Source organism: Sphingorhabdus sp. M41 (assembly GCF_001586275.1).
GTDB lineage: Bacteria > Pseudomonadota > Alphaproteobacteria > Sphingomonadales > Sphingomonadaceae > Parasphingorhabdus.
In genome coordinates this window covers 3,206,502-3,220,955 of the sequence record NZ_CP014545.1, presented here as the reverse complement: position 1 = coordinate 3,220,955, position 14,454 = coordinate 3,206,502, and the positions used below count along the sequence as shown (strand labels likewise).

11 protein-coding genes are annotated in these 14,454 nt (G+C 47.9%); 4 read left to right on the top strand and 7 right to left on the bottom strand.

What is annotated here, in order from left to right; translation table 11 throughout:
• Window positions 1-426: 426 nt before the first annotated feature.
• The 4 genes from AZE99_RS15350 to AZE99_RS15335 all read left to right on the top strand — a co-directional run bounded on the left by AZE99_RS15350 (window position 427) and on the right by AZE99_RS15335 (window position 6,118).
• Entirely contained in the window at window positions 427-1,887 is a 1,461-nt protein-coding gene (locus AZE99_RS15350; RefSeq protein WP_067202963.1) for an O-antigen ligase family protein, read from the top strand.
• A 91-nt stretch (window positions 1,888-1,978) separates the two neighbouring features.
• On the top strand, window positions 1,979-2,689 hold the full coding sequence (locus AZE99_RS15345) for a polysaccharide biosynthesis/export family protein (RefSeq protein WP_231862641.1): 711 nt from the start codon (window positions 1,979-1,981) through the stop codon (window positions 2,687-2,689).
• Window positions 2,689-4,905 carry a GumC family protein gene (locus AZE99_RS15340; protein WP_197460212.1) on the top strand — a complete coding sequence of 739 codons (2,217 nt, stop codon included), beginning with the start codon at window positions 2,689-2,691 and terminating at the stop codon, window positions 4,903-4,905. The genes AZE99_RS15345 and AZE99_RS15340 overlap by 1 nt, the downstream gene beginning before the upstream one ends.
• Before the next feature lie 19 nt (window positions 4,906-4,924).
• Entirely contained in the window at window positions 4,925-6,118 is a 1,194-nt protein-coding gene (locus AZE99_RS15335; RefSeq protein WP_067202960.1) for a hypothetical protein, read from the top strand.
• 48 nt (window positions 6,119-6,166) lie between these two features.
• On the opposite strand, the gene AZE99_RS15330 is transcribed toward AZE99_RS15335, so the two are convergent.
• The 7 genes from AZE99_RS15330 to AZE99_RS15300 form a co-directional block, all read right to left on the bottom strand.
• Window positions 6,167-7,411: a glycosyltransferase family 4 protein gene (locus AZE99_RS15330; protein ID WP_067202958.1), complete on the bottom strand. Its 1,245-nt coding sequence runs from the start codon at window positions 7,409-7,411 to the stop codon at window positions 6,167-6,169.
• A gap of 30 nt (window positions 7,412-7,441) precedes the next feature.
• Entirely contained in the window at window positions 7,442-8,680 is a 1,239-nt protein-coding gene (locus tag AZE99_RS16020) for a sugar transferase (protein ID WP_082788414.1), read from the bottom strand.
• Window positions 8,681-8,838: 158 nt separating this feature from the next.
• Window positions 8,839-9,975, bottom strand: a complete 1,137-nt coding sequence (wecB, locus tag AZE99_RS15320; RefSeq protein ID WP_231862640.1) for a non-hydrolyzing UDP-N-acetylglucosamine 2-epimerase — start codon at window positions 9,973-9,975, stop codon at window positions 8,839-8,841.
• A gap of 29 nt (window positions 9,976-10,004) precedes the next feature.
• Window positions 10,005-11,033: a polysaccharide biosynthesis protein gene (locus AZE99_RS15315; protein WP_067202955.1), complete on the bottom strand. Its 1,029-nt coding sequence runs from the start codon at window positions 11,031-11,033 to the stop codon at window positions 10,005-10,007.
• Between the two features lie 19 nt (window positions 11,034-11,052).
• On the bottom strand, window positions 11,053-11,922 hold the full coding sequence (locus AZE99_RS15310; RefSeq protein WP_067202953.1) for a dTDP-4-dehydrorhamnose reductase family protein: 870 nt from the start codon (window positions 11,920-11,922) through the stop codon (window positions 11,053-11,055).
• Window positions 11,923-11,995: 73 nt separating this feature from the next.
• Window positions 11,996-13,021: a glycosyltransferase gene (locus AZE99_RS15305; RefSeq protein WP_067202951.1), complete on the bottom strand. Its 1,026-nt coding sequence runs from the start codon at window positions 13,019-13,021 to the stop codon at window positions 11,996-11,998.
• 74 nt (window positions 13,022-13,095) lie between these two features.
• On the bottom strand, window positions 13,096-14,442 hold the full coding sequence (locus AZE99_RS15300) for a hypothetical protein (protein WP_067202950.1): 1,347 nt from the start codon (window positions 14,440-14,442) through the stop codon (window positions 13,096-13,098).
• Between the last annotated feature and the right edge of the window lie 12 nt (window positions 14,443-14,454).

Sequence of the window (14,454 nt, the reverse complement as noted above, 5' to 3'; positions counted from 1 at the left end):
GCGATTTAACTGACGATTGCGACGCACTACTCCGAGAATGCGGTCGAGTGGAGACCAATATATTTTGATCTGCCCTCTGTTTGGTAGTTACTTTTTTCATGGTTTCCTCGCAGGGCGAGCGAGACCACGACTTGGCCTACCTTATAAAAATCGCATGAGACACGATGTAGGCGCGTGCGATCATGCGCCTGTCTTCCGACCGCCTTGAGTGAAGTCGGGATGAATATTACAGATCAAGATTTCCGTATGAGCAAACCCGTAAATCAATAAATACTGTACCTGTGAACAGCTTGTGCATTGGAGTCTTAGTCAAGGAATCTTGCAAACATCGTTGCCATCCATTTGCATCGTGTCTACCGAGTCAATCAATGCGTCTGTTCAAGTGTCAGTGTATAGACATAGTCTTTTGTTTTAGAAGAATCATAAATGTCCAGAAACGTAACAAAAAAAATCGACAAACTTCGAGATCAGTTCAGGGGGAACAATGCCCGTTTTTGCGCTTTCGCGGCGTTTCTGACGCTGGTCTTTTTCATGGGTGGTAGTTCCCGTGACGATGTGCAGTCGTTGATAATCCTTCGTCCATTGGCTGTGCTGTTTGGTGCCTATGCTTTAATGTGCATTGACCGTGAGGCGTGGAAAGGTAGAATGTTCCCTCTCTATATCGCAATGGCACTTGCTGGGTTGATGGTAGTTCAACTGATCCCTCTTCCACCAAATATCTGGACCGCGCTACCCGAGCGACAGATCTTTGCCGATATTGCTGATCTGTCTGGCATTGAGCAACCATGGCGACCGTTAACACTTTCTCCATCACGTACGATAAATAGTCTTTTTTCAGTGGCCATCCCGATCACGACAATGATGCTTTACCTTAATCTTGGTGAGAGAGACAGAAAACATTCAGTTACGGTTATTATCGCGCTCGCCGGGATAAGTGCGTTGTGGGCCGCGGCTCAGCTTACCGGCTCTGCGCGGAGCCCCTTTTATCTTTACAATATTACCAACAATGGTGCCGCGGTCGGTTTGTTTGCAAATCGCAATCACCAAGCTGTATTGCTGGCAGCAACAATTGTTATGCTTGGATGGTATGGAGCGTCTCATGCTGTCACGTCGAGACTGGCGGCGTTAAAATTTTATGGCAGTATTGCTGCTATTTTTGTCATCGTTTCGTTGATTCTTATCACAGGTTCGCGAGCGGGCCTTATTTTGATGGGGCCAGCATTGATAGCGGCAATCATATTGATCTTTTTTGGAAGATATAGCGACGAAAGTCATCAATCGCGCACTCATAGCCGGACGAAGAAGAAGTGGTATAGTTCACGGCAGACGGTATTATTTGCCACTGTCGCTTTAGTTGTAATCGTAGGATCGTTGTCGATTTACTTTTCCCGATCCTTGGCCTTTGATCGACTTTTCGAACGCACCGACGTGGAAGGGTTGCGCAGTCAAATTTGGCCAGTACTCATGAAAATGACGGGAGATTACTTTCCTTGGGGAAGCGGTTTCGGAAGTTTCGAACATGTTTACCGGATGTACGAGCCTCTGGACCTTTTGAATCCAACTTATTTGAACCAGGCACACAATGATTGGCTGCAATTTGTCATTGAAGGTGGCCTGCCCGCAGTTTTAATCGCAATGCTTGCAATTATTTGGTCGATCGTACAATTTTTCACGCTCGTGAAAAATTGGAGCCACTCCCGATATGCGAAACATATCGTCATGATGTCCGCATTGGTAATATTATTGTTTCTGGCAGGAAGCATTGGGGATTATCCCTTGCGGGTGCCGTCGTTGATCGCGGTGTTCTCCGTCATGGCTTGTATATTGAAAGATAATTTGCTGGATGCCCGTCAACGCAGGGCTCGAACAAAGCCTCGCGGCACATAACAACCTTTTTGCTATCGAAACGATTATCGCTGGTTTACGGCCCAATTAGTTTGGTCTAACGGAAAACAGAATTATACGGAAATTCTCGATTATGATGAAACGCGTCTTCGTAATACTATCAATTCTGCTGCTTTCCGGCTGTGGCGGTCAGTCTATTCTGGGCGGCAGTCCGAACGTCACAGTGGTTTCCAGCGAGGGATTGCCGGAGCCGACGCGTCTTGACCAGCAAAGCTCCAATCGACCGTATTTGATCGGTCCTTTTGACGAGCTAAAAATCGATGTTTTCGGTGTTGAGGACCTAAGCAAGGAAATGCAAATTGATGCAAGCGGCCGTCTTTCCTTTCCGCTGGTTGGTGTAGTTGAAGCATCTGGTCTAACGCCGGGCGAGCTTGCCGATGAACTGGAAAGACGTTTGCGGGGGCGTTATATTCGCGATCCGCAGGTTACGGTGAACCTTGAAGAAACCGTTAGCCAGGTTATCACCGTTGACGGTCAGGTGTCGAAGCCTGGTCTCTATCCGGTTATCGGACGAATGACATTGATGCGAGCGGTAGCGACGGCGGGTGGTACATCTGAATTTGCTAAGCTAAACGATGTGGTAATTTTCCGCAACGTCAATGGAGATCAATTGGCAGGGCTTTACAATCTAAAAGCTATCCGCCGAGGCGCATATTCCGACCCGGAAGTCTTTGCGAATGATATCATTGTCGTAGGCGATTCTCAGGCGCGGCGCCTATTCCGCGACTTAATTCAGGCTTCGCCTCTTATCACAACTCCGCTCATAATCTTATTTAGAGCATAATGGATAATACAGAACGCTCCCCTATGAACAAAATTTTAGCGCGCAATAACCAGCCGACTTTGGGGGATGTCGACCCCTATGATGACCTGTCTCACGAGACGCCGATACTGGTTCAGTATTGGCAATCAGTGCTGCGTCACAGGGTTGCTATCGCAATTATTGTTGCCGTCTGTATTGCGGCTGGGATCATTGCGACTCTGCTTATGACGCCTTATTATACGTCCACTGCCACGGTCGAAATCAACCGTGAACAGGATAAGGTGACAAATGTAGAAGGCGTCACACAAGCAGGCAGTACAGGACAAAATCTGGAATTCTACCAGACCCAATACTCACTCCTTGAATCGCGTTCACTTGCTGAGCGTGTCGCGAGATCACAAAATCTCGCGACAAATGACGCTTTTTTCGAGACGTTTAATGTTGACCCGGACAACGCAGGCTTGTTGACGGGCAGCGCCAATGCCAAGACTGCGGCGCAACGCAACGAGAGGCTAAAACTTGCGGCTAAATTGCTTCAGCAGCATATTAATATTTCGCCAATTCGTGGCTCAAGCCTGGTTAGCATTAATTTCCAAAGCCCGGATCCTATGCTTTCCGCGCAAATCGCAAATTCTTGGGTAGAGCAGTTCATCGCATCAAATCTCGATCGCCGTTTTAGCTCGACAGCGGACGCACGAAAATTTCTTGAGGAGCAGCTTGCGGACCTGAAGCAGAAGCTCGAAGTTTCAGAGCGAAGCCTCTCATCTTACGCCGACAGCAAACAAATAATAACTCTGTCTTCCGAGCAAACGGCTGAAGGCAAGACTATATCTCAAAAGACCTTGGCGTCTGCCAATCTGGAAGCATTAAACGGAGCATTGGCGGAAGCAATAGCCGATCGGATTCTCGCGGAAAGTGAAGCGAATGGACGGACTGGTAACAAGAATGCTCTTACCAACATAGCGCTAAATAACCTCCGAGAGGAGCGCGCTAAGATTCAGTCTGAGTATGCCAAACTTATGGTTCAATTTGAGCCGGAGTACCCTGCTGCTAAAGCAATCGCCACTCAAATTGCGGCACTGGAAAGCAGCATTGCGGCTGAAGAAGCTCGTTCCCGGATGGGAACGTCGGCCCGCTATCGCGAGGCGCTCGACCGCGAACAAAAATTGCGTGCTCAAGTCAATAAGTTGAAGGGCCAATTCAGTGGTGAGAGACGTGACTCCATCCAGTATAATATTTTTCAGCGTGAGGTAGATACAAACCGTCAGCTTTATGACGGCCTCCTTCAGCGCTATAAGGAAATTGGCGTAGCCGGTGTCGGAACGAATAACATTTCAATTGTCGATCGAGCACAACCGCCAGAAAACCCCTCGAGCCCAAAGCTATTGTTGAACATTGCCCTTGCTATGCTAGCTGGTTTGGGAATCGCGGCAGCCTATGTATTCGTCATGGAGCAAGTGGACCAAACAATCACCGATCCGTCCGATCTAAAATCTAAACTCGGAATCGCACCACTCGGCTCGATTCCGGATTTGGACACAGACGATATTCTTTTATCACTTCGTGATAAGAAGTCTGTTGTATGGGAAGCGTATCTTTCAATTCGTACTAGTCTCGCATTCCTGACAGATCACGGCGTTCCTAGGTCATTTTTGATTACCAGCACTCGGCCTAATGAAGGAAAGAGTACTTCTGCACTGGCGATAGCGGCGGTCCTTGCGAGCACAAAAAAACGAATTCTGCTCATTGATGGCGATATGCGCAATCCTTCCTTGCACAAAATGCTGGATGAACAAAATACGAATGGGCTCAGCAATTATTTGGCGGGAGAAGAAGATCTAGGCAAGCTGATACGTCAAGACGCCCTTTACGGCTTTGACGCTATGGCTGCGGGGCCGATACCACCCAATGCTGCCGAACTCTTAAGTAGTACAAGGATGCGTGAACTGGTTGCTAAGTTAATTGAGACCTATGATACCGTAATTATCGATGCGCCTCCTGTTCTGGGACTGGCTGATATTCCTTTGCTAGCTGATTCCGTCGAAGGAGTGATTTACACTATTGAGGCGGGCGGGGTAAAACTGCGCGGCATCCAAACGGCGATCCAGCGCGTTCGGAGCTCACACGCGCACATCTTTGGCGGCATCGTTACGAAGGTTCAATCTCAGCATTCGGGATACGGCTACGGCTACACTTATCAGTATAGTTATGGCAGCAACGTTCCTGAAAAAACCTAGTTAATGAGAAGTGTTTCGTATGATGAAGAAAAATAGCATCATAGGGATAGTTGGTAGCATTGTTGCGTTAGTGTCTGGCCTTGCTGCCGCTGGTGCGATCACAAAGAATAAAGCTCCGCAAATCGCGATGTCGATTTATCCTTTCAACGGGTTCGCGGCGGAAAGCCTTGCGGCCAGGACAGTTAGATTAAAGATCACCCAAAATCAGGGCCGGTTTCCCCATGACTTGGACTCAACCACAGTCAATTTGGCTGAGCAGGCGTTTGTCGCTGAACCGGTCACGCCGGCAGCCGTAGCTGTTCTCGCGCTCGGCGGTCCGCAGGCTAACCGCCGTTCGCTGATGGATCGCGCACTAACATTGTCACGTCGGCAGCAACTGATCACCGGCTGGATGATTGCCGACAGTGCAGAAAACGAAGATATTCCGGCCATACTGAAACATTATGATATTATGGCGCGCGCGAGTTCATCTGCAGCAGCAGCGGTAATTCCGGTAATGGCGGGCGCGATAGCCAATGATGATTTTGTAGCGCCATTTACCGCTTTACTAAAGAAACAGCCGCCCTGGGAAAACCAGTTCTGGGCCACCGTAGTAGCCACACCTAATTCTCTAGTAAACGCGGCCCGGATGAGAGAGGCGCTTTATAACCCGAACGAGAGCCTCTATTCCTACCGTGATCCAGAGCTGATACTTGGACTGATCAACATCCAGCAGTTTGATCCAGCTCTGAAATTGTACGATCTTTTGGTTGGTTCAAATAAATCAAACGATTTGTTGGAAAATAGTTCGTTCGAGAATGAATCTCGCTTTCAACCTGTAGACTGGCAGCTATTCTCAACAGGAAGCTACGGCGCTAGCATAACGAATGGAAATTTGCAGCTTAGCGCTATTAGCAGCGCCGGAGGAGTATTTGCTCGCCAATTAGTAAAGCTGCCAGCTTCTATTGTGCAACTGCAAGCAAAGGTTGACTCGGATATCCCGCAAGGCACAGAATTGTCTATAAATCTTCAATGCGCAGAAAAATCCGATAAAAGGCCGTTACCGGTCAAGATCAAGATTGAGAAGTCATCGACACTAAGGCGAATAAATAATCAAGGTTCGGGCTGCGAGTACTATTGGCTTGACGTAACGGGGCGTTCTTTGGAGAATGGCGCTGGTTTTGATATAAATATTGCTTCAATTTCCCTAACTCCGTTATTACGAACAGAATAACGAAACGTAATCTGACACTATAGCTGAAAAAGATTTAATAGGTAAAGGTTAGGTAGAAAGTCTAGAACCAGGCTTCAGAAATTCGGACAATTTTTTTTCTAAAATGTCGGAAACCATATCTTTTTCGAAATGACGATTGTAATATTCCCTCGACCTGTTTCCCATAGCGGTTAAATCGGCGGGATCACATTGACTGAGCTCTCTAATCTTATCGGCTAACTCTTTTGCGTTATTAGGGGAAACCGTAACACCACCGCCAGATTGTTCAACTACCCTGGCTCCTTCACCTTTAATGCTGGCAATAATAGGTTTTCCACATGCCATGTAGCATTGCACTTTGCTGGGAACGGTAAGCGCGAAAATTGGATTGTCTTTCAAGCTCACCAACATAGCGTCGGCACGAGCAAAAAATTGCGGCATCTGTGCCTCTGGAAATCTGCCGAGCAGTATGAAGGATTTATCAAGTTTTCTGCGTTTGATTTCTTGCGTCAGCCATTTCTCGCCACGACCGCTTCCTAATATTATCCATCGTATATGATCGTCCGAAGCGAGGCGTTCGGCTGCATCCAACAAAAGCGGGAAGTTTTGGCTTTCCCCAATATTGCCCGCGAACATCAGGTTGAACTTGTTGGAAGGAACGAGCTTTCTGACTTCTGACGAGACGGATGTTTCATCAATGGGAACGAACATGTCGGGGGCAAAGTTCGGTAAGACCGAAATTCGGTCCGCGGGTACGCCGAAGCTAGCGACTTTCTCAACGAAAGCAGGGCTTTGCACCATGACATGATCGGCACGTCGGTATATCCAGCCGCAGATCAACGCCATTATCCGCTTGATCGCCTTATTGCGGATATTCAACGTAATGATCGCGCTTTCCGGCCAGATATCCTGAACCCAATATACCATTGGAATGCCGTAAAACCACTTGGCGAATATCCCTGCTATGGCTTGCAACAGTGGCGATGGCATTGATACGAAACTAACGTCGGCCCTGGGCTTGGGAAGCTTCATTATTTCGAGAAATGCAGCGAAAGGATATAGACAATAGTTCGCGATCAGCTGGAAACTGGAATTGCCTCTCGGGATCGTGAATGCGCGGCGTATCCTTAGTCCGGACCACCGTTCCTTTCGCTTTTTCCGATTGGAATACCCGTCGAAAAACCGGCCTTCCGGATAGTTTGGCACGCAGGACACTACCTCGATATCATGCCCCTTTTTTGCTAGTTCCTTACACAGAGCGTTGTTTAAAAATTGCTCCGGATAAAAATACTGCGAGATAAAGAGAATTTTCATCGCATTGGAAATCCGTTTGAGTAAGCCACTTTAAATGGACGTGTTAGAAGTCCGGTCGCCGCGACCTTTGCCAATAAATGTCGAGATCAGTATCTTGATCTCGCTAACGAGAGTTCGCTCCGCCGCATATTGTGCATCCGTTTCGGCCAATCGTTTCGGATCACTCATATCGATGTCCTGAACTTGCGCCAGCCCGGTGATTCCAGGCTTGAGGGCATATACATTGCGAATGTGCCGTTCCTCGATGAGCTCGGTCTGTATCGGCAAACACGGTCGTGGGCCTATCAGGCTCATATCATTCGAAAAAATATTGAAGATCTGGGGTAACTCGTCGAGTTTAACCGCCCGCAAAAAGGAGCCTACTCCCGTGACTGATGACGACTGGATTTCATGCGTTGCCGATTCTTTGGTACCATCCGACATGGTTCTAAATTTATAGCATGTGAATATTTTTCGGTCTTTTCCGACCCTTCGCTGGGCAAAAATAGCGGGCCCGGGCGAGGATAATTTCACGATAACTGCTATTGCCAGCATCAGCCAGCTACCGAATATTAGAACGCATATTGCGAAGAACAGGTCGCCCGATCGTTTCATAGCGGCGAACCCGCGAGGGTTTGCAAGTGCGTCGGAAACAAATATACGTCTGGCTTGAAGTGGAACGTCGCTGGATGTGACGATGTCTGCAATGGAATCCGCCAGCCGCTCAACTGATACAACCGGCTTCAGCAAGGTTAAAGCGCGCAAAGCCAGGGGCCGAAGTTTGGCGGGAAGCATTTCGAGCCGTTTCAATTTGCCGGCCAGTTCTGTGCCATAAACCGCGGGTGAATAAATTGTGTAGACCCCTTCTATCCCGGAGTTCCGTAGCTGTTGATCCCCAGTCCATTTCGAAACCGAATAATCGTCCTGCGCGGTGCTGGCGAGCGCGTGGGTGCTGGTGACGTTGATGAATTTCGCAACTCCCAGTGCTTGCGCGAGTTCAGCGGTTTCCAGCAGAAAATTCACATTGATCCGGCGAAATTCAGACGCTTCTGCATCCGAGTCATTATTAACTGTCGCCAAGTGGATGAGCGCCTCGTAGCCGTTCGCCAAGCCGGGCAATTGATCGTAAGTGCAATAGGGGATCTGTTCCGTGCCAGAAGCCTCGTTCCGCGGTTGGCGCCCGACCAGCAGGAGGTCAAAGCCCCGATTGACCAGAAGGGGCACCAGTTGCCGTCCGACGAAGCCGCTGGCACCGGTAATGATCACTCGATTGTTCTTGTTGGAGGTCAATCCGAATTCATTTCCTGAGTAAAGCGGGGCGGACGCCCCCCTAGCTGATAGGCCGATTGGATGGAACCTATCGCTTTGTTGCCCCTTTGCCAGAGAGCAACAGCGCGATCTCTGAACCGGTTTTGAGCCGCAAAGGAGGGTGCCACAATATTTATATCCTAGTATTTTTTCCAGACCGTGCGGTTTACGTAATCGGTGTAGCTAATGATCATTCTCAGCACCTTGTTTGAGACATTCGGCATTGAATAATCGGCGGCATTTCGCAAAAGACGGTCCTGTCCTCTAGGCTGATCACTGATAATATCGAGGGCTTGCAGGACTCTGACTTTGTCCAAGCCTACCATCATTACGGCGGCTTCTTCCATCCCTTCCATGCGCTCGTGCGTTTCGCGCAAATTGATGGCTGGAAAATTCAGGATCGACGCTTCTTCGGTAATCGTTCCGCTGTCAGAAATAACAGCTTTGGCTTCACATTGGAGCTTTACGTAATCGGTAAAGCCCAAAGGCTTGATAAGATTTACCAGTGGATGCAATTTTGCTCCGAATGAATCGATTTTCTTCTGCGTACGCGGATGTGTTGAAACGAAGACCGGCAATTCATATGCCGCAGCAATCTCGTTGAGAACGTCGGTAAATTTTTGAAAATTGTCATCGTTGGCGATATTCTCTTCGCGATGCGAGCTCACCACGAAATATTTATGTGGCTGAAGCTCCAGCTTTTCCAGGACAGTGGAGCGTTCGATCTTATCTTTATAATAGTTTAGCACTTCAAGCATTGGACTGCCGGTCTTGATCGTAAGGTCCGGACGCAAACCTTCCCGCAGTAGATTATCACGTGCGATATCGCTGTAGGTCAGATTTACGTCTGCGCAGTGATCAATGATGCGGCGATTGATTTCTTCGGGAACCCGCTGGTCATAGCAACGATTTCCTGCTTCCATATGGAACACCGGTATCTGGGCCCGCTTCGCCGCGATCGCTGCCATGCAGCTGTTTGTATCCCCGAGGATGAGAACCGCATCAGGGTTTTGAGATCTGATGAGTGCGTCCGCTTTGGCTATTACGTTGCCGATAGTTTCGGCGCTGGATTGGCCGGCAGCTTCCAAAAAATGGTCAGGTTTACGAATTGACAGGTCCTGAAAAAAAACCTCATTGAGTTCGTAATCGTAATTCTGGCCAGTATGTACAAGTATATGGTCGGTAAATTTGTCCAGCTCGGCAATAACACGTGACAATCTGATGATTTCAGGCCGCGTGCCTATAATGGTCATAACTCTTATTTTATTCATAGCCATCTTGAAAATTGTCCCGATAACGAAAAAGCTTAAGCGTCAAAAACCGCATGATCACCATTGGCGATAGAGTGCATGACAGGCAGCTTGAGGAGAAGATCGATCATTTCGCCGGTATCCAGTCGCTTGGTATTATGCGAATGATATTCTTCCGCCTTGGTAATCAGGACGTCGCCCTGCTCAACATATTTTGAGTAATTTAGGTCGCGAAGGTCCGGAGGAACCCGATAATATTCCCCCAAATCCTCTACGCCGGCCATTTCTTCACGGCTGAGCAGAGCTTCGTATAGCTTTTCGCCATGTCGGGTTCCTATAATCTGGGTTTCCGTATCATCGGCTTTGAGTAACGTCTTAAGAGCTTCGGTGAGAACTTCCAGTGTTGCTGCAGGGGCCTTTTGCACAAAAATATCACCTGCATTGGCTCGTTCGAAAGCAAAGAGAACAAGATCGACTGCATCGTCGAGCGTCATCATGAATCTGGTCATAGCCGGATCCGTAACGGTCAGGGGCTGACCGGCCAATATCTGCTTTACGAATAGCGGTATTACTGACCCTCGGGATGCCATGACATTGCCATAACGTGTTGCGCATATCAGGGTGTCGCCACTGCTACGGGATTTTGCCACCACTACTTTTTCCATCATAGCTTTGGATATTCCCATAGCATTGATCGGATAGACCGCTTTGTCGGTACTTAGACAAACAACTTTCTTCACATTGCTGGTTATTGCCGCCTCTAGAACGTTATCAGTGCCCAGCACATTGGTCTTGACCGCTTCAAGAGGGTGGAATTCGCAAGATGGCACCTGTTTCAAAGCCGCAGAGTGGAATATATAATCTGTACCGCGCACCGCATCGACAACCGATCGATAATCCCTAACATCGCCGATATAAAACTTCAGCTTGGGATTGTCGTATTTCTTCCGCATATCGTCCTGTTTTTTCTCATCACGACTAAATATGCGGATTTCGCGCAAGTCAGATGATAGAAAACGGCGAAGCACCGCATTACCGAAAGAGCCGGTCCCGCCGGTGATCAGAAGTGTCTTGTCAGTGAACATATTTATCTTTCGAAAATCATTATTGAAACTGGTGCATCCGCTGGACCAGTTCGGACCACGAAGGTGGCTGATAGCCCGTCTCTTTTCTAAATTTGGAAGAATCCAGCGAACGGTCGATCACGAGGGTCGCGTCCGGAGCTATGTGGATTTCCTTACCATATTCCGTCTTAACCAAGTTCAGCAGCGCCTCCTTGTCGATCGGTTCAGCTGAAAGATGATACAATCCCGACAATTGTTTTGAGGGCAGGACGTATTCGTAGATAACCCTGGCTATTTCAACGGTAGGGAGACCGGAAAAAATTGCTTTCGAAAAACCTCGAACGCTTCCTGTTTGAGCAAGAAACCACGAGATTAAACTATGCGCGCTGTTGAGTTCATGTCCAATGATGGAAGTTCTCAGAGTGACCGAATTGCTATAGTCGACTTCGCCTAAGAGCTTGCTCAGTCCATACAGATCCCGAGCATCGGGCGCCGACTCTTCGCTATAGAATCCGGTTTTACCCGTAAATACACAGTCGGTGCTCAAATGAATGAATCGGGCACCGATCAAATTGGACAGATGGGCCAGTTGATGCGGCAAAATCGAATTAATCGGAATGATATGTAGCGGATTTTTGGCACCATCCAATTGCTTCACAACGCCAACACAGTTGATTACAACTTGCGGTTTAACCCGTTCGAATAAATCTATCAGACTGTCGTGATTAGCAACATCAGTTCCGGTGATAATATGATCTTGCAAATTGACAGGCAACAGCCTTTTGGAGGCGTCGGAGCGGACCGATCCGAAAGTGTCGAAGGGAGTGTGCTCAGCAAAAAAACGGAATATGGCGTTGCCAAGCATTCCGCTTGCGCCAAGCACGAGAATAACGGGAGCGGGGCGGGTCATGTTGTGTCCTTAACGATATTCATTCTCAGTGCCAAATTTTTTCTGCCGATGGGATTTCCAGCGCAAAGGCCCATTATACATTGCGTAAGAATTTAATGAAATCGGATGGTGCGAGGGGATTCACGATATCGGTGGGCAATGCCAAATGTCGTTTTACCGCGCGGGCAATGGATCGTTCCGAGAACGGGTCGAATGTCTGAGACGGTTCGCACACGTCCCGCACAAAGTCGAGTTCTGCCGCAATAATAGGTAGCTCGGCTGTCTTGGCTTCAAGCAAAGGGATACCGAAGGATTCTGCATAGGAAGCGAAGATCAGCGCACCTGCCTTATGATAGTTATCGAGAATAGCACCATGTTCGACATGACCCAGATTGACGATATCCAGATTATGTTCCGCTTTGATCGCTTTCATATGAGCAACAAGTGCGTCGTCGCGCGCTGGCAATGTTACAGCGAGTGAAGGGCGCAATCCTTCTTCCGCCAATAGTTTCCATGCAGCGAAGAGGCGCTTGTGATTTTTATGCGCTGTACCGTCTGAGACATATATAAAATCCCACTGCTTCGCTGACAGTCCGGGCGAAGAGGCGCTTAGATGATCCGGGTCTATAAAAGGGGCTATTTCTATCCGAGGAGAAATATCGCCCTTATACCAAGTGCGCAATGCACGTCTCATTGTCGGCGTCTGTACCAAGTATAAATCTATACGCTTGCGAAAGAGATAAGCGATGCTTCTCTCCATCAGGATTCGGAATTTTATCCAGCCAGACAGATGGCTGGAGGGCACCAGTCCGATCAGATTCAGATTATGCAAATAACATATTATCTTGCCGCGCACTTGGAGCACGGGGGGCAAATTGTGAAAGCAAAAGACGGTTTCATTTTGGCCCGACAGTTTTTTTAGCGCGCGCTCTGCTTTGAGGCGCCCGATTATGCTCGGTGAACAATATTGCACGGCCCAAACTGCCGGCAGATCAACCTTGCCCCGTATGCGGTCATCGATGAAGGCTATACATTGTTCATCCGAAGGCCACGCATCGATCAGGGCTTGCAAAAGAACCATGCCGCCTCCGGTATGGATATTAGGCGCGTAGATGATCATCACAAACAACCCTGTTGATTATATGGCATGAGAGCAAGCTGCATACCTGCGAAACAAAGCATACGAGACTAGATTTAAGACGCAGTCGCGGATTTCTTTCGCCTCGCTCGAGAGCTCCCCCGGCTCTTGTCAAAAAATATCCACAATCCAACCAGTATAAATCCAATTGCAGTCTCACCCGATTGAAAAATTTGATTATTTGCCGGAATATAAAAAAACAAAATAATCATGAGGGAAAACATTGCAATCCACTTATGGCTTAGCGTTATTATGCTCAAGCCCCAACTAAGCGACAATAGGTAAGAGAAAAAGCCGACGACCAATAGGCTTCCGATAAACCCGACATCGGAAGCGAGCCAGGGATATATTGAATGCCAGAGCGCGAATTGTGGAAAGCCCTGCTTAGCTTCTAGAATGCCGGGAATAGACTGCGTAGTGAAATAGTCTGTACCAAAAATAAAGTCTACATTTCTGGAAAAGAACATAGAATTCCCGATGCCATAAGTCGAAGGATGTTCTATATCGAAAGAAAGGCTGAGCGCATAATAGCCTGAGGTTAAGTATCGTGTGATTGATTCGTAGATTATTCTCGCCTGGTCGTTCATTATATCTCCAAGCCAACCACTATCGGCTCTTATAATTGTCAGGCCGCTATTGAAAAGGCCGGAAAGGCCTACATTTCCGTCTCGTTGTTCTTGGCCCTGGCCAAAAAATATCATAAAAAGCGCAAATATAAAAAGTAATATTGAGTAGAATAACCAACGCGGAATGCGCAATCCGTTGGATCCTGCATAATGGACGATAAATATCAGCCATGGGAGAGTCAGAATAATGTCTGCAATCCCCTTGTTTACCCCGATGGATATATAAATTGCAGTAAAATAGATGATCATCGCGATGCCGATTACGCGCTTCGTTTTCGAAATGTCGCGCCAGAATATTATCAGCAGTGGAAAGAACGCTATTAGCGCCGGCGACAAGAGCATTCGAAAATATTCAACGAGTACAAATATGTTGCCTAGGCTGTTTCGTTCATAGTTATCATTGTACACTGCACCGGTATAATTGATCCCTTCTATTACGTTAGGAAATGCAGTTCCGGCACGTGATAATGCGGTAGGAATGAGAAGCACAAGATAAATCCAGAACGCTATATCAAAAAACGCCCTTGATTTCGTTATGGATTCTGCCCTGTCTTCGTTCGTCTGCGCAGCGGCGGTTCGGCAAAGTTTTTGCCATCCGGCCCAATAGCCGAGACCTATTGCAATCTGGGCAGCGACCAAAAATGCTAGCAATTTAGCAAGATTTTGATTTCCCCAGGGCCACGGTCCGATGAAATACAATATCAAAACAAATGTCAAATAGCCTTGGAACAGAATCAGGGGCGTTAGCCAAACGCGCTTCGTGAGAATAAACTGCATATGATATCTGTC

Bases quoted from the DNA above. Each gene is read 5' to 3' on its own strand.
- wecB (WP_231862640.1), bottom strand. From the start codon at position 9,975: ATGGCTATGAATAAAATAAGAGTTATGACCATTATAGGCACGCGGCCT.
- AZE99_RS15335 (WP_067202960.1), top strand. From the start codon at position 4,925: ATGATGAAGAAAAATAGCATCATAGGGATAGTTGGTAGCATTGTTGCG.
- AZE99_RS15340 (WP_197460212.1), top strand. From the start codon at position 2,689: ATGGATAATACAGAACGCTCCCCTATGAACAAAATTTTAGCGCGCAAT.
- AZE99_RS15330 (WP_067202958.1), bottom strand. From the start codon at position 7,411: ATGAAAATTCTCTTTATCTCGCAGTATTTTTATCCGGAGCAATTTTTA.
- AZE99_RS15315 (WP_067202955.1), bottom strand. From the start codon at position 11,033: ATGTTCACTGACAAGACACTTCTGATCACCGGCGGGACCGGCTCTTTC.
- AZE99_RS15350 (WP_067202963.1), top strand. From the start codon at position 427: ATGTCCAGAAACGTAACAAAAAAAATCGACAAACTTCGAGATCAGTTC.
- AZE99_RS15300 (WP_067202950.1), bottom strand. From the start codon at position 14,442: ATGCAGTTTATTCTCACGAAGCGCGTTTGGCTAACGCCCCTGATTCTG.
- AZE99_RS15345 (WP_231862641.1), top strand. From the start codon at position 1,979: ATGATGAAACGCGTCTTCGTAATACTATCAATTCTGCTGCTTTCCGGC.
- AZE99_RS15310 (WP_067202953.1), bottom strand. From the start codon at position 11,922: ATGACCCGCCCCGCTCCCGTTATTCTCGTGCTTGGCGCAAGCGGAATG.
- AZE99_RS15305 (WP_067202951.1), bottom strand. From the start codon at position 13,021: ATGATCATCTACGCGCCTAATATCCATACCGGAGGCGGCATGGTTCTT.